This window comes from Roseburia sp. OF03-24, from assembly GCF_003463035.1.
GTDB lineage: Bacteria > Bacillota > Clostridia > Lachnospirales > Lachnospiraceae > Roseburia > Roseburia rectibacter.
Genome location: NZ_QSCK01000042.1, coordinates 1 through 17,098, shown reverse-complemented (window position 1 = coordinate 17,098; position 17,098 = coordinate 1). Strand labels below are relative to the sequence as shown.

12 protein-coding genes are annotated in these 17,098 nt (G+C 42.1%); 10 read left to right on the top strand and 2 right to left on the bottom strand.

The features are described 5' to 3' along the window. Positions 1 to 26 precede the first annotated feature (26 nt). The 6 genes from clpP to pyk all read left to right on the top strand — a co-directional run bounded on the left by clpP (position 27) and on the right by pyk (position 7,958). A complete protein-coding gene (clpP, locus tag DXA60_RS16835; protein WP_260048015.1) occupies positions 27 to 623 on the top strand; it encodes an ATP-dependent Clp endopeptidase proteolytic subunit ClpP in 597 nt (198 codons plus the stop codon). 20 nt (positions 624 to 643) lie between these two features. Further along, a complete protein-coding gene (gene clpX / locus DXA60_RS16830; RefSeq protein WP_117922459.1) occupies positions 644 to 1,915 on the top strand; it encodes an ATP-dependent Clp protease ATP-binding subunit ClpX in 1,272 nt (423 codons plus the stop codon). Further along, the gene (gene lon, locus DXA60_RS16825) at positions 1,908 to 4,232 is read left to right on the top strand and encodes an endopeptidase La (protein WP_330418452.1); all 2,325 of its coding nucleotides are present in this window, start codon (positions 1,908 to 1,910) and stop codon (positions 4,230 to 4,232) included. Before clpX ends, lon begins: the two co-directional genes overlap by 8 nt. Before the next feature lie 76 nt (positions 4,233 to 4,308). Beyond that, a complete protein-coding gene (gene yihA / locus DXA60_RS16820; RefSeq protein ID WP_117922458.1) occupies positions 4,309 to 4,941 on the top strand; it encodes a ribosome biogenesis GTP-binding protein YihA/YsxC in 633 nt (210 codons plus the stop codon). Positions 4,942 to 5,198: 257 nt separating this feature from the next. Then, positions 5,199 to 6,131: a carbamate kinase gene (gene arcC, locus DXA60_RS16815; RefSeq protein WP_117922457.1), complete on the top strand. Its 933-nt coding sequence runs from the start codon at positions 5,199 to 5,201 to the stop codon at positions 6,129 to 6,131. Between the two features lie 48 nt (positions 6,132 to 6,179). Then, positions 6,180 to 7,958, top strand: coding sequence for a pyruvate kinase (pyk, locus tag DXA60_RS16810; RefSeq protein WP_117922456.1), 1,779 nt, complete (start codon positions 6,180 to 6,182; stop codon positions 7,956 to 7,958). Positions 7,959 to 8,024: 66 nt separating this feature from the next. On the opposite strand, the gene DXA60_RS16805 is transcribed toward pyk, so the two are convergent. Continuing rightward, a complete protein-coding gene (locus DXA60_RS16805) occupies positions 8,025 to 9,395 on the bottom strand; it encodes an MATE family efflux transporter (RefSeq protein WP_117922455.1) in 1,371 nt (456 codons plus the stop codon). A 150-nt stretch (positions 9,396 to 9,545) separates the two neighbouring features. On the opposite strand from DXA60_RS16805, the gene DXA60_RS16800 reads away from it, so the two are divergent. Further along, positions 9,546 to 10,379, top strand: a complete 834-nt coding sequence (locus tag DXA60_RS16800) for a helix-turn-helix transcriptional regulator (protein ID WP_243006938.1) — start codon at positions 9,546 to 9,548, stop codon at positions 10,377 to 10,379. A 72-nt stretch (positions 10,380 to 10,451) separates the two neighbouring features. Here the strand turns inward: DXA60_RS16800 and DXA60_RS16795 are convergent, their stop codons facing one another. Continuing rightward, on the bottom strand, positions 10,452 to 12,896 hold the full coding sequence (locus tag DXA60_RS16795; protein WP_117922453.1) for a GH36-type glycosyl hydrolase domain-containing protein: 2,445 nt from the start codon (positions 12,894 to 12,896) through the stop codon (positions 10,452 to 10,454). 437 nt (positions 12,897 to 13,333) lie between these two features. Between DXA60_RS16795 and DXA60_RS16790 the strand changes: the two genes are divergently transcribed. The 3 genes from DXA60_RS16790 (at position 13,334) to DXA60_RS16780 (ending at position 17,042) form a co-directional block, all read left to right on the top strand. Then, positions 13,334 to 14,344: a LacI family DNA-binding transcriptional regulator gene (locus tag DXA60_RS16790; RefSeq protein WP_117922452.1), complete on the top strand. Its 1,011-nt coding sequence runs from the start codon at positions 13,334 to 13,336 to the stop codon at positions 14,342 to 14,344. A gap of 137 nt (positions 14,345 to 14,481) precedes the next feature. Next, entirely contained in the window at positions 14,482 to 15,927 is a 1,446-nt protein-coding gene (locus tag DXA60_RS16785) for a carbohydrate ABC transporter substrate-binding protein (protein WP_117922451.1), read from the top strand. 200 nt (positions 15,928 to 16,127) lie between these two features. Continuing rightward, positions 16,128 to 17,042, top strand: coding sequence for a carbohydrate ABC transporter permease (locus tag DXA60_RS16780; protein WP_117922450.1), 915 nt, complete (start codon positions 16,128 to 16,130; stop codon positions 17,040 to 17,042). The last annotated feature ends 56 nt before the right edge of the window (positions 17,043 to 17,098 follow it).

Here is a 17,098-nt window from a genome sequence, read left to right as displayed (position 1 = left end):
AATTAAATTTTTATAAACAAAGAGGATTGGAGGAAAACAAAATGAGTTTAGTACCTTACGTCATTGAGCAGACCAGCAGAGGAGAGCGTAATTATGACATTTACTCCCGTTTATTAAAAGACAGAATCATTTTCCTCGGAGAAGAAGTGAATGAGACAACAGCAAGTTTGACTGTGGCACAGTTGCTTTTCTTAGAGTCAGAAGATCCTGGAAAAGATATCCAGTTATATATCAATTCCCCAGGTGGAATGGTAACAGCAGGACTTGCAATTTATGATACAATGCAGTACATCAAATGTGATGTATCCACGATCTGTATCGGACTTGCTGCAAGTATGGGAGCATTCTTACTTTCCGGAGGTACCAAAGGAAAGAGACTTGCACTTCCGAATGCGGAGATCATGATCCATCAGCCATCCGGCGGAGCAAAAGGTCAGGCTACAGAGATCCAGATCGCAGCAGAGAATATCTTAAAGACGAAAAAACGTTTGAATGAGATTCTTGCTGCAAATACCGGAAAACCATATGATGTGATCGCAGCAGATACAGAGCGTGATTACTATATGTCAGCGGAAGAAGCAAAGGCATATGGTCTGATTGATGATGTCATCACAAATCGATAGAATACGGAGAAACAGCAATTATGGCAGGAAGAAATGACGATAAGTTCCGTTGTTCCTTTTGCGGGAAAACGCAGGATCAGGTTCGCAAGCTGATTGCAGGACCAAACGGTGCATATATCTGTGACGAGTGTGTGGATATTTGTGCTGAAATTATCGATGAAGAATTAGAAAATGATGAAGCAGCAGGAGAAGTGGCTGAGCCGGAAGATGAGATCAATCTGTTAAAACCGGAAGAACTTAAGGCATTTTTGGATGATTATGTCATTGGACAGGATCAGGCAAAAAAAGTGCTGTCTGTGGCTGTTTATAATCATTATAAAAGAATCATGGCAGGGGATGACCTCGGTGTCGAACTTCAGAAGAGCAACATTCTGATGTTAGGACCGACCGGTTCCGGAAAAACATTACTTGCCCAGACATTAGCAAGAGTTTTAAATGTTCCGTTTGCGATCGCAGATGCGACCACACTGACGGAAGCCGGATATGTCGGAGAGGATGTTGAAAATATCCTTTTAAAGATCATTCAGGCAGCAGACTATAACATCGAGCGTGCACAACGCGGAATTATCTATATCGATGAGATCGATAAGATCTCCAAAAAATCAGAAAATGTTTCCATCACCAGAGATGTATCCGGTGAGGGTGTACAGCAGGCACTGTTAAAGATCTTAGAGGGAACAGTTGCATCTGTTCCGCCGCAGGGTGGGAGAAAGCATCCACAGCAGGAACTGATCCAGATCGATACAACGAATATCTTATTTATCTGTGGTGGTGCATTTGATGGACTTGAAAAGATCATTGAGACCAGAATGGATCAGAAGACGATCGGATTTAATGCGGATATCCGTGACAGGAGAGAATACAACATTGGTGATGTGTTAAAACATGCATTGCCACAGGATTTTGTAAAATTCGGACTGATCCCTGAGTTTATCGGACGTGTGCCGGTAACCGTATCTTTAGATATGCTTGACAGAGATGCACTCATCCGTATTTTACAGGAGCCGAAAAATGCACTTACCAAGCAGTATCAGAAGCTGTTTGAGTTAGATGGTGTGGCTCTTAACTTTGATAAAGAAGCGCTTGAGGCGATTGCAGACAAAGCGTTAGAACGTAAAACAGGAGCACGAGGACTTCGTGCGATCATGGAGGCTGTTACGTTAGATCTGATGTATCATATCCCATCGGATGAATCCATTACACAGTGCCAGATCACGAAAGATATGGTAGAAGAGCAGCTTGCGATCGAAGAACGTGAACTTGAAAAGATAGAGGAAAAACAGGTTGGATAATAAAACGATGAAAATGCCTGCGGTGGCGCTTCGCGGAATGGTCATCCTTCCGGGGATGATCGCCCATTTTGATGTGAGCCGTGATAAGTCGATCCATGCGGTAGAGCAAAGCATGATGGATGAGCAGAAGATTTTCCTGGTTGCACAGCGTGATGTGGAGCAGGAAGAGCCTGGCATCGAAGATTTGTATCAGATCGGTATCATAGCAGAGGTCAAGCAGGTTATAAAATTACAAAATAACATCGTAAGAGTTTTAGTTGAAGGAACAGAGCGGGCACAATTGTCCGCTTTTGTTTCTCAAATGGACTTTTTAGAGGTTGAACTCGTGCGGTGTGAGGAAGTCGATGAAGGGTTGTCAGATGAGGCAAAAACGGCTATGGTGCGCAGTGTGCAGGACACATTTGAAAAATATGTGTCTGTCAACCAGCGTGTCAGCGGTGAATTGCGCAGACAGGTCAGAGAAGAAGAGAATCTGCCAAAGATTATGGATCTGATCGCCAATAATCTTCCTTTTTATTATGAACAGAAGCAGGAAATATTAGAAGCAGTTTCTCTGACAGAGCGCTATGAAGTTTTGATGGCGCTTCTTTTAAAAGAAATTGAGATCATTGCCATTAAAAATGAATTTCAGGCAAAAGTAAAAAAGCGTGTTGACAAGAATCAGAAGGAATACATTCTGCGTGAGCAGATGAAACTGATAAGGGAAGAACTTGGTGAGGATAACACGGAGTCTGACGCGGATGCCTATTTAGAGCAGTTAAAAAAATTAAAGGCAGATAAAGAGGTCAAAGAGAAGATCAAAAAAGAGATCCTCCGTTTTAAAAATATCAGTGGAAGTTCTTCGGAGAGTGCGGTCAGCCGCGGCTATATCGAGACCATGTTAGAACTCCCATGGAATAAGGCATCACATGATAACAAGGATCTGAAAAATGCAGAGCGCATTTTAAATGAAGATCATTATGGTCTTGAAAAAGTAAAAGAGCGTATGTTAGAGTTCCTTGCCGTCCGTAATCTGACAAAAAAAGGAGAGAGCCCAATTGTATGTTTAGTCGGGCCGCCTGGTACCGGTAAGACAAGTATTGCAAGGTCAGTGGCACGCGCACTTGATAAAAAATATGTGCGCATCAGTTTGGGCGGTGTGCGTGATGAGGCTGAGATCCGCGGACACAGAAAAACTTATGTTGGTGCGATGCCGGGACGTATCGTAAACGGACTGCGCAGTGCGGGCGTGAAAAATCCTCTGATGCTGCTTGATGAGATCGATAAGATGAGCAGTGATTATAAGGGGGATACCGCATCCGCTATGCTTGAGGTGCTTGATGCAGAGCAGAACTGTAAGTTCCGCGATCATTATATCGAAGTTCCGATCGATCTGTCTGAGGTGCTTTTTATCGCAACAGCGAACTCTGTACAGGATATCCCGCGTCCGCTGCTTGACCGTATGGAACTGATCGAGGTGAGCAGTTATACGGAAAATGAGAAGTTCCATATTGCAAAAGATCATTTATTGCCGAAAGTAAGAGAGAAAAATGGTTTGAAGCCGGAACAACTGACGGTCAGTGACCGTGCACTGCAAAAGATCATTTCCGGTTATACAAGAGAAGCAGGAGTGCGTAATTTAGAGCGCAGACTGTCTGAAATTGCAAGAAAAGCTGCAAGGGAAGTATATGAATCTGAAGCAAAATGCGTAAAAGTTACAGGTCAGAATGTGGAAAAATATCTCGGAAAAGAAAAATATACATTTGATATGAAAAACGAGACGGACGAGGTTGGAATCGTGCGCGGACTGGCTTGGACGAGCGTTGGCGGTGATACACTTGAGATCGAGGTCAATGTAATGCCGGGCAAAGGTGAGGTACAGCTTACCGGACAGCTTGGAGACGTCATGAAAGAGTCAGCGCAGGCGGGGTTAAGCTATATCCGTTCAGTAGGGGAAGAATATCACATCCAGAAAAAGTTTTTCCAGGAAAATGATATCCATATCCACATTCCGGAAGGCGCGGTGCCAAAAGATGGGCCGTCTGCAGGTATCACGATGGCAACGGCAATGCTTTCCGCAATCACACAGACTCCGGTACGTGCGGATGTTGCGATGACAGGTGAGATCACACTGCGTGGAAGAGTGCTCCCGATCGGTGGATTAAAAGAAAAAATCCTTGCTGCAAAAAATGCCGGGATCAAAACGATCTGCATTCCGAAGAAAAATGAGAAGGACGTAGAGGAAATTTCTGCAGAGATCAAAAAAGGACTTGAACTTGTATTTGTGGAAAAAATGCAGGATGTACTGGAAGTGGCGTTTGTGAAAAAACAAAAATAAGATTTTCTGCCGGCAAATGAAAAGAATGTTTTAGAAATCATAGCAAGTGTATGAAGATAACAATGAGGAGAATAACATGGTAATAAAAAATGTAAATCTGGAAATTGTCTGCGGTGTGACCAGCAAAGTGCCGGATACCGTGTATGCGGAAGTGGCTTTTGCAGGAAAGTCAAACGTTGGAAAATCATCCCTGATCAATGCGCTGATGAACCGTAAAGCGTTAGCACGTACTTCTGCCCAGCCGGGAAAAACACAGACCATTAACTTTTACAATATCAACGATGCCATGTATCTTGTGGATCTTCCAGGGTACGGTTATGCAAAAGCATCCGAGGAAGTTAAGGCTAAATGGGGAAAAATGATCGAGAATTATCTGCACACGTCCAAACAGTTAAAAGCAGTATTTCTCCTGATCGATATCCGCCACGATCCCTCCGCAAACGACAGGATGATGTATGAGTGGATGGTATATCAGGGATTTGCACCGATCATTATTGCGACCAAACTCGATAAGATCAAACGAAGCCAGATCCAGAAAAATGTCAAAGCAATCCGCGAAGGCTTAAATGTGCAGCCGGGCACCACGATCATTCCGTTTTCCGCTGAGACGAAGCAGGGACGCGATGAGATCTGGGAGCTGATCGATTCATTCGTGCTGCCGCAGGAAGATGCATTACAGGATGAAAATGCAGCGCAGGAAGAAAAATAAAATGTTCGCGGAGTTATACATTTATTCATGCCAATAGAATGTTTGCAGAGCGTGCATTCTATTGTTCAGGATAAAAGAATGTACGCAAAGAGCATATTCTTTTATTTAAAAATATGTAAGAATATGGTATGCTGAAACTATAAATTTTACAAAAAGCAGAAAATCTTAACAGGAAGCAAACTCCTTTTACATTGCGCCTGAAAAAGGTTCATGCTAAAATAATCACTATGACGAAGAGTCAGTATCGGAGGATAGCCATGAAAAAGAAAAAAATCGTAATAGCACTTGGTCATGAAGCACTTGGTACCACATTACCGGAGCAGAAAGAGGCAACAAAACGCACTGCAAAAGCGGTTGCTGATTTTATCCGCGATGATTATCAGGTAGTCATTACACACAGTAACGGACCACAGGTTGGTATGATCCATACAGCAATGAATGAGTTCTGCAGATTATATCCGGAGTATACCGCTACGCCAATGTCTGTATGTTCTGCAATGAGTCAGGGATACATCGGTTACGATTTACAGAATGCTATCCGTGCTGAACTGCTCAATAAAGGAATTTATAAAACGGTTTCCACAGTTTTAACGCAGGTTGTCGTAGATCCGTATGATGAGGCTTTTTATAAGCCAAGCAAGGTGATCGGACGTGTGATGACAGAGGAAGAGGCTGAGGCAGAGGAGAAAAAAGGAAATCATGTCACTGCAGTAGAAGGCGGTTTCCGCCGTATTGTTGCGGCTCCAAAGCCAATGGACATCGTTGAGATCGATGCGATCCGTGCATTATCCGATGCAGATCAGGTTGTTGTTGCATGTGGCGGCGGCGGTATTCCGGTGCTTTCACAGGATAATAATTTAAAAGGTGCCAGCGCAGTGATCGAGAAAGACCTTGCAGCAGGAAAATTAGCAGAACTTTTAGATGCTGACATGTTAGTCATTTTAACAAGTGTGGATAACGTATGTCTGAATTATGGCACAGAGAATGAAAAAGCACTTTCCACCATGACGGTTGCAGAAGCAAAACGGTACATGGAAGAAGGCCAGTTCGGAGAAGATGATATGCTGCCTAAGATTCAGGCTGCCATTGATTTTATTGGAGATTCCGCAATCCGTTCCGTACTTATTACAAAGCTGAACAAAGACGGCACCTATGTGAGTGGTGGACCGGGTACGATGATCACAAAATAATAAGAAAGAATCGATTGCCGAAAATATATTTTTTTACGAGGAAAAAAGATGTTTAGAAAAACAAAAATTGTTTGTACTTTAGGACCTGCAACAGATAAAGAAGGTGTATTAAAACGCCTGATCGAAGAGGGAATGAATGTTGCCCGTTTTAATTTTTCTCATGGTGACCATGAGGAGCAGTTAGGACGTCTTCAGATGTTACAGAAGCTTCGTAAGGAATTAAAACGTCCAGTCGCAGCATTGCTTGACACCAAAGGACCGGAGATCCGTCTGAAAGATTTTACAGATGGAAAAGTTGAACTTAAGGATGGACAGACGTTTACTCTGACAACCGATGAGATTATGGGAGATGCGACACGCGTTTCCATTACCTATAAAAATCTGCCGGAGGATGTAAAGCCGGGAGACTGTATTCTGATCGATGATGGTCTGATCGGAATGGAAGTCAAAGAAATCAAAGTGACACCTGGTGCAAAAGCAGATAAAGATGGCAAAAAGCCAAAGGATATCATCTGCCAGGTATTAAATGGCGGTATGATCTCAAACAGAAAAGGTGTGAACGTTCCGAATGTAGAGCTGTCCATGCCATATATCAGTGAGAAAGATTACGGTGATATCGTATTTGCAGTAGAGCATGATTATGATTTTATTGCAGCATCTTTTGTCCGTACAGCAGATGATGTGCTTGCAATCCGTAAGATCCTTGCAGAAAAAGGCGGTGAAGATATCAATATCATTGCCAAGATTGAGAATATGCAGGGTGTACAGAATATTGATGATATTATCCGCGTTTCCGATGGTATCATGGTAGCCCGCGGTGATATGGGTGTTGAGATACCATTAGAGGATGTACCGGTCATTCAGAAAATGATCATCAAAAAAGTATACGATGCAGGTAAGAAAGTTATCACAGCAACGCAGATGCTTGATTCTATGATGAAACATCCGCGTCCGACCAGAGCAGAGGCAACTGACGTTGCAAATGCGATCTATGATGGAACCAGTGCGATCATGCTTTCCGGTGAGACGGCTGCAGGTATGTACCCGATCGAGGCTTTAAAGACCATGGTGCGTATTGCAGTCCGTACCGAGCAGGATATCAATTACTTACAGCGTTTCAAAATGCGTAAGACTATGAGCAACCCGGATGTGACCAATGCTATCTCCCATGCAACCTGTACGATGGCGGGTGATTTAAATGCAGCAGCGATCATCACGGTAACAAAATCCGGACGCACTGCCCGTATGGTTTCCAAATATCGCCCGAACTGTCCGATCATCGGAGGCTGTCTGACAGAGAAGATTTACCGCCAGCTTGCATTATCCTGGGGTGTGATCCCGCTTATGATCGAGGAAAAGACACAAGCAGAAGAACTGTTTGACTATGCAGTCGATGCAGCAGAAGCAGCAGGAATCATTTCCAAAGGAGATGTTGTTGTCTTAACCGCAGGAGTTCCTCTTGGTGTATCCGGTACGACCAACCTGATCAAGGTGCAGGTGGCAGGACATATCTTAGTGGAGGGACAAGGAATCGGAACACAGAAGATTTCTGCAAATCTCTGCGTTTGTCACAATGAAGAAGATCTTAAAAACTTTAAAGTCGGGGACATCATTGTTGCAAAAGATACCAGCAATGCCATGATGACACAGATGCGTGAGGCATCCGGACTGATCGTGGAAGCATCCGGCGAAAACTGCCATGCGGCGATTGCAGGATTAAGCCTTGATATTCCTGTCCTGATCGGTGCAAAACATGCGCTTGATGTCTTAAAATCCAGTGCATATGTAGAATTGGATTGTGAGAACGGACTTGTGACAGCAAATTAATTTGCAACAAATTTTGTTAACTGGAAATAGAAGATTAAAATGAATGAGAAAAGGATATGAAAGGCTCTAGCGAAGGTCTGCATATCCTTTTTTCCATATACCGGTCCAGTATAGTATATACAGGATCAGGGCAGAGGTTCCGTTACTGATCACAACGGAGTACCAGATGGATGCTACTCCCAGATGGAATATATTTGCGCATATAAAGAGAGTCAGCAGACGGAATATCCATATCCTTGAAGCGTCTACAAGCATTGTTATGAATGTATGTCCACATCCCTGAAATAATCCCTGTGATACATTATAAAAAGCATTTGTCCAGCACCAGAAAGCAATAATGGACAGATAGTCGGCTGCAAGAGGAATGACTTTGGCATCGGATGAAAAAAATGATACCATAGCCTGGGAAACAGGGCGTCTTGATAATATGAATCCCAAAATAAGAAGGAATACGGCACATATTCTAAGAGAATAATGAAATGCTTTATCCGCCCGTTTCCTGTTACCGGCGCCAATATTCTGTCCTACGATAGTGGATACGGCAGAGCCAATACCGCTTGCGGGCATTGTAATAAGGCTATTGATCTTATTGCCAATACCGTAGGCACTTGTTGCAATATAGCCATAAACATTTACATTTCTTGTCATGAGCAAAGTTCCTAATTGCATGGTACTTCCGCCAATAGCAGTTGGCAGACCGATTTTTATAATGGAACTTATCATTTTTTTGTCAAATACAAAATTCTTAAAAGAAATTCTTATCAACTGACCTGGTTTTGTAAGTATGATAAAACCAATCAGGGCACATGGAATTTTTGCGGTAAGTGTTGCAAATGCCGCGCCTCCGATCCCCCAGTGAAATACGATGAGGAAAAGTGGATCTAATATGAGATTGATCACGATACCAAGCAGGTTTAGAAGCATAGGTTTTACAGTGTCGCCCTGTGCCTGTTTCACTGCCGTAAATAAATTAATCATAAATAAAAATGGAAGATCGAGAACAACAATTCTTAAATAGGTAAGACCATACACATACACATTTCCAACAGCACCAAGCCAGGTAACCAGTGATGGAGATATCAGAAAACACAGTAGTGCACAGATAATCGAGAAACCAAGAGAAATGAGGCATATATGATTTGCCATTTTGGCTGCCTGCTCATCTTTTCTGGCACCAAGATATTGTGATATTAGAATAGCACCCGCGGTTGTGATACCATTTCCAAAGCTGGTAAGGATATTTTGGAATGGTGATACAAGCGTTATGGCAGATTGATTTTCAGTTCCGATCCTGCCTAACCAGAAGGTATCGGTAAGATTGTACATTGACTGTATAAAACTGTTGATCATAACCGGAACGGCAAGCATAAGAATTGCCTGTGACAGACTGCCGTTTAAAATCATATTTCTTTTATTTTCAGATATTGGTTTTGACATAGAACCTCCATGGAGCTTTATAAAATAATAAAGCATGTTGACAAAATGTATTTATGTAGTTCATAATATGACAATAAAACAGTATATTCCATGAAAAAATAGAAAAAATAAAGAAAAATACAGAAAAAAAGTACAAAAATGGAGAAGTTTATGTTTCAGGATATGCCAAGAGATTTTGATATTAAAAAAATCAAAAAAAGTAATACGATAAGTAAAAGTAACTGTGAACCACATGTACATCCGTTTCATGAGATCTTTTATCTGTCAAACGGAGAATGTACCAGTTTTATCGATCATAATATATACAAGTTTGGAAAAGGGGATCTTGTAATCGTTCCGGGTGGCTGCCTGCATAAGACCATATATACCGGAAAAGGACTTCATGAAAGGATTGTGATCAGTTTTCGAAATGAGGCTGTAGACTCAATCAGAGAACAGATCGGAGACGAACACCTTAAGAACTGCATGGTTCCGGGAGTAATAAATGTACCGGAAAAACGCAGGGATTATGTGATTTCCCTTCTGGATAAGCTGATATTTGAAAATGAAACGCCGGATGAATTGTCACCAGCGTTTATCAGGGCAGGACTTGTGGAACTCTTACTGTTTATCATAAGATGCAGGGAGTATGGGGAAACAGTGATAAAAGAGCTGGATGTAGACAACCGGAAGATTCAGGAGGTTGCAACCTATATATTTGAGCATTATACGGAAAATATCTTACTGGAAGATGTGGCGGAGAAATTTCATATGAGCAAGTCATTTTTGTCCAAAAGATTTAAAACAGCGACAGGTTTTGGTTTTAAGGAATATATCATTAACCTGCGTATACAAAATGCCAGCAGACTGTTATTGGAAACAGATAAATCAATCACGGATATAGCATTCGAATGTGGATTTAATGACAGTAATTATTTTGGGGATTCTTTCCGTAGGATAAAAGGTGTTTCGCCGCGTAAATACAGACAAAATGAAATATTTTAACGGTATAGGATAAAAAAGAAGCCTTCATTTATCAAAGGCTCCTTTTTTATAGGTAAAGACAGGTATGGGAGGTTAACCCATCGTTACTTCAACATTTACATCTTTTTTATCAGCGGAGAATGGAATGGTATTTCCTTCTACCGGCTGTCCATCCACGATCATGGAAACAACACCTTTTTCAACATGATCCGGATTCTTTACTGTGATATGGTAGCTGACCCCTCTGAAATCACGTTTTGCAGTAAATCCATCTAACTTAGATGGGATACAAGGATCTACAGTCAGACCGTCATAATCCGGACGGATACCGAGGATAAACTGGGAAACATCAAGGAATGTCCATGCGGCGGTTCCTGTCAGCCAGCTGTTCTTTGCCTCACCGAAGTTCGGTGCATCTTTTCCGGCGATCATCTGTGAGTATACATACGGTTCTGTGCGGTGGATCTCACTGATGTCTTCAATATATGCAGGACAGGTTCTTGTATATACCTGCCAGGCACGGTTGCCTCTGCCGACTACGGTCTCTGCGATGGAGATCCATGGATTATTGTGGCAGAAGATACCGGCATTCTCTTTATATCCTGGTGGATAAGAGGAAATCTCACCAAGTTCTACATGATATCTGTGATAAGGCGGCTGTAACAGCACAATACCATATTTGGTGTCTAAGTATTTTTCGACGGATTCCATTGCTTTTAAGCAGTAGCCTTCTTCTAAGCCGATCTCTGCCATAACGCAGAATCCCTGCGGCTCGATAAAGATCTTGCCGTCCTCACATTCTTTTGAACCAATCTTATTTTTGTAATGGTCATAAGCACGCAGATACCATTCACCATCCCAGCCGGTATCCATAACCGTTTTCTCCATCTCTGCGATTGCTTTCTCTGCGATTTCGGCCTCTTCTGTCATACCCTGATGACGGCAGATCGCTGCATAATCTTTTCCATAGCGGACAAACATACCTGCGATAAATACAGATTCTGCATTCGGACCTTCGGAAGGACCAAATGTCTGGAATGATTCGCCAGGTTCTGTCGAGAAGCAGTTTAAGTTGAGACAGTCATTCCAGTCAGCACGTCCGATCAGAGGCAGATTGTGCGGCCCTAAGTGATCCATTGTATAATGGAAGGAACGGCGTAAATGCTCCATGAAGGTGGTTGCTTTGGAAGCATCGCTGTCATATGGCGTCATTTCGTCAAGAATTGTATAATCACCGGTCTCTTTGATATAAGCGGCAGTTCCGGCGATCAGCCATAAAGGATCATCGTTAAATCCGCTTCCGATATCGGAGTTGCCTTTTTTGGTGAGCGGCTGATACTGATGATAAGCACTTCCGTCTTCAAACTGGGTAGCAGCGATATCTAAGATACGCTCTCTTGCGCGGTCAGGGATCAGATGTACGAAACCAAGAAGATCCTGACAGGAATCACGGAATCCCATGCCACGGCCGATGCCGGACTCAAAATAGGAAGCGGAACGGCTCATATTGAAGGTAACCATACACTGATACTGATGCCAGATGTTAACCATGCGGTCTAATTTTTCTTCACTGGAAGAAACAGTAAAATGAGAAAGCAGTTCATTCCAGTAATCTTTTAATTTAGTAAGTGCTGCATCTGCTTTTTCTGCGGTATCGAAGCGTGAGAGAAGCTCGTCAGCTCGTTTGCGGTTGATGATGCCGTCCTCAGCACGGCCTACCCATTTTTCTTCTACCGGATTTTCGACATAGCCAAGTACAAAAACATAGGTTTTTGTCTCACCTGGAGCAAGAGAAACTTTAAGGTGATGGGAACCGATCGGAGCCCAGCCGCTTGCTACAGAATTTTTTGAAGTTCCATTTACGACAACTTCCGGAGCAGAATTTTCTCCATATGCACCCAAGAAAGAATCGCGGTCTGTATCAAATCCTGCGATCGGGGCATTGACAGCGTAAACAGCATAGTGATTTCTACGCTCTCTGTATTCTGTCTTATGGTAAAGAGCGGAACCATGGATCTCAACCTCACCGGTGGAGAAGTTACGCTGGAAGTTGGTCATATCATCCATTGCATTCCACAGACAGAACTCTACGTAAGAGAATACGGAAAAATTACGGGTTTCATTACACTCGTTCGTAAGGGAAAGTTTGCCGACCTCACAGGTCTCACCAACCGGGACAAAGGAGGTAAGTTCTGCAGTCAGTTTATTTTTACTTCCTTTAAATACGGAATAACCCATGCCGTGACGGCAGCTATAGGCATCTAGTTCCGTCTTTGACGGCATCCATCCTGGATTCCAGATCGTATCGCCATCTTTAATATAGTAGTAATGTCCGTTAGAATCGAGCGGTACATTATTATAGCGGTATCTGGTCAGGCGGAGTAACTTTGCATCTTTGTAGAAACTGTAGCCGCCGCAGGTGTTTGAGATCAGGGAAAAGAAGTTCTCGGAACCAAGGTAGTTGATCCATGGCAGTGGTGTTTTTGGGGATGTGATGACATATTCTTTGTTGGCGTCATCAAAATAACCGAATTTCATAATAAAATCCTCCATATACATAAATATTGATAAGTAACGGTTTCGAAAACGATTAAGTTTTCATTTCTTAATAAAAAGTATATATTCAGAAAGAATAAAAATCAATATAAAACATTGAAAAACAGGCAAATATAGCAGATTAGACAAAAAAAACATACTTTTATGGATGAAAGCGACAATGGCTATTTTTTGATGAATAATTAAAGTATTTTACGAAAACGTATAAGAAGTAGATACAAAGTACTAAGATTACAGATAATTGGTCTAATATTTAATGTAAAAATACACAAAAACTAATGTAAAAAAGTGTAAAAAGCGACGAATCGCCAAAAACCAGTTGCAATTTGCTTATGAATGGCATATAGTAAAGGTACGAAAACGATTAAGCAATATTTCGGAAACAACATTTCGTTTTCGAAGAGAAGCTGGAGGTTTCCATGGTATCATTAAAAACGATTGCAGAGAAATGTGGAGTATCCACTGCCACTGTAAGCAAGGCTTTAAATGACCAGAGAGATATCAGCGAAGAGACAAAGAACCGTGTCAGAAAGACAGCAGAAGCACTTGGATATTTTCCTAATGCAGCGGCGAGAGCTCTAAAGACAAACCGTTCCTATAATATAGGAGTTCTTTTTGAAGAAGATGCGGGAAGCGGTTTGACACATGAGTATTTTTCGGGAGTACTGAATGGATTAAAAGTCCAGTCAGAGAAACAGGGATATGACATTACATTTATCAATACCTGTTTTGAAAATCGCAAGATGTCTTATTATGAACATTGCAGATACCGGAATTTTGAAGGAGTTGCAATTGTCTGTGCCGATTTCAATGACCCGGATGTCTTAGAACTGATGAACAGTGACCTGCCGGTTGTTACAATCGATTATGTACATCATAATTGTACGGCAGTCAGTTCCAATAATATTCAGGGCATTGAAGATCTTGTAAAATACATATACGGGCAGGGACATCGAAAAATTGCATATATTCATGGGCAGCAGGCTTCTTACGTTACGAAAGACCGGCTGGCAAGTTTTTACCGGACAGTTGATGAACTTGGTTTAAAGATTCCGGATGAATATATCCGGACAGCAGATTATCTGGAAACCAGGGAAGCAGCAAAGCAGACAAAGGAACTGCTCAATTTAGAAGATCCGCCAACCTGTATCATATATCCGGATGACACCTCTTTAATAGGAGGAAGGAATGTTATCATAGAGATGGGACTTCGGATTCCGAAGGATATTTCAATTGCAGGATATGACGGGACGAGGATGTCACAGTTATTACATCCACAGCTTACAACGATCAGACAGGACACAGAGCTGATCGGGAGCGAGGCAGCCAAGCGGCTGATAGGCACTATTGAGAAACCGAGAACAACTCTCGTAGAGAGAGTCGTTATAGAAGGAATCTTAGTTGCCGGTAAATCCGTTGGACGTATTTAAAAGTAGTTGCAGCTACATACGGACAGCATTTTTGCAGAAATGTATACGGAAGATAGGCATTTGATTCTGAACTATCTACTGAAAAGTAGCAAACAAACAATGGTCAAAAGACCACATATTAAGGAGGAGGGTTTTCCATGAAAAAGAAAATCGTTAGCACATTATTATGCACAGCAATGCTCGTAACCATGATGGCAGGATGCGGCGGCAGCAATGCAGCAAACACCAGCACAAACAGTGGCAGCAACGCAGCAGATACGAAGAGTGATGCAGCAGCAACCACAGATGAAGCCGCTCCGGCAACAGAAGCAGCAAGCGCAGATACAAGTTCAGATGCAAGTGCTTCTGATGAAGGAAAAGTACTTAACATCTACTGCTGGAATGAAGAGTTCAAGAGCCGTCTGACAGATCATTATCCAGGATATACAGAGGTGGATGCAACCACAGGTACGATCGGTGATGTAACTGTAAAATGGAACATTACACCAAATGATGACAATGCATATCAGAACAATCTGGATGCAACCTTATTAAAACAGGCAGATGCAGCAGCAGACGATAAGATCGATATCTTCTTGGTAGAAGCCGATTATGCATTGAAATATGTTGATACAGATTACACAATGGCAGTTACAGATCTTGGAATTACCGATGCTGATCTTTCCAAACAGTACCAGTACACCAAAGATGTTGTTACAGATTCCAACGGTGTATTAAAAGGTGTTTCATGGCAGGGCTGCCCTGGTGTATTATTCTATAACAGAGATGCAGCAAAAGAAGTATTAGGTTCTGATGATCCTGCTGAAGTTCAGAATTACGTAAAAGACTGGGATACATTTAATGATACAGCAAAGAAAATGAAAGATGCAGGTTACACAATCACATCTTCCGCAAACGATACTTACCGTGTATACTCCAACAACGTTACTTCAAAATGGGTTGTTGACGGCAAGATCAATATTGATGACAACATTATGAAATGGGTTGATGATTCCAAAGAGCTTGTAGATGCAGGTGAGACAGGAACATACGAACTGTGGAGTGATGACTGGAAGAAAGGTTTCTATCCGGAAGGAAATGTATTCTGCTACTTTGGACCTGCATGGTTAGTAAACTTCTCAATGGCAGCAGATACAGAAGGCAGTATCGGTTACAACGGTGGCTGGGGTGCAACGGAAGGACCTCAGGGCTTCTTCTGGGGCGGTACATGGATCTGTGCAGCAGCAGGAACTGATAACCAGAGCCTTGTAAAAGATATCATGCTTCAGATGACAACTAATGATGACGTTATGAAAGAGATCATCGAGAAAGATGATGACTTCGTAAACAATCAGGATGTAATCACTGAGATGGCAGACAGCTCCTATTCAAGCAAGATCTTAGGCGGACAGAATCCACTTGGCATTTACAGCTCAGGTGTTTCCAAACTTGATTTAAGCAATCTTTCTTCTTATGATCAGGGATGTAACGAAGAGTTCCAGAATGCAATGAAGAACTACTTCGAGGGAACAGCTACTAAGGAAGAAGCATTAGATCTGTTCTACAAAGCAGTTGTAGAGAAATATCCGGAGTTAACATACTAAGCAGACGAACGGTATAAAAAATGATCAGATGCCGCGCCTGCCGGACCGTAAGGGAGGCGGGCGCGGCTCATTTTATATCCAAATTTGTGTAAAAACTGTAAGCGCAGAGCTGACAGCAGACTTACACAGGATAAGAGTGAGGGATGCTGTGAGCTCTGTGAACGAAAATCATGCACTCTGGAAAAGGAGGTCAGGTTGTTATGAAAAAAAGCAGTGGAAAGGTAGTAAAGTACAATAAATGGGGATATATCTTTTTGATTCCTTTTATTGTAGTATATGTTGTTTTTCAGCTGATTCCATTGATCAGCACTATTTATAACAGTTTCTTCGAAAACTATATGTCAGGACTGACACAGGTCGGACCGAATTTTGTCGGACTTGCAAACTATAAAAAGCTTTTCTCGGATGGAGATATCTGGATTTATACCAAAAATACTCTGTTATTGTGGATCATGTGCTTCGTACCGCAGATTATTTTATCGCTTGTACTTGGGGCATGGTTTTCAGATGTGCGTCTCAGATTAAAAGGAACACGTTTCTTTAAAACGGTCGTATATCTTCCAAACCTGATCATGGCATCCGCATTTTCCATGTTGTTTTTTACCTTGTTCTCCGATGGAGGACCGATCAACTCAATGCTGATGCAGATCGGATTTATTGATACACCATATAAATTTTTATCAAATGCGGGAAGTGCAAGAGGACTGATCGCACTGATGAACTGCCTGATGTGGTTTGGTAATACAACAATCCTTCTGATGGCTGGTATGATGGGTATCGATACTTCTTTATTTGAGGCAGCAGAAGTCGATGGAGCAACTTCTTCCCAGGTATTCTGGCAGATCACGTTACCGCTGTTACGTCCGATCCTTGTATATGTAGTCATCACATCTCTGATCGGTGGTTTACAGTTATTCGATGTTCCACAGATCTTAACCAATGGAACCGGTGATCCGATGCGTTCTACTATGACACTGATCATGTTCTTAAATAAACATCTCTACAGTAAGAACTATGGTATGGCTGGTGCATTGTCAGTTATTCTGTTTATCATTACAGGTATTTTAAGTCTGATCGTATTTAAGATTACCGGCAATGATAAGAGGAAGGGGTGAAGATCATGAATGAAAATCGTAATTTGAAAAAAGGCGTAGGTATTCATGCAAGAAGA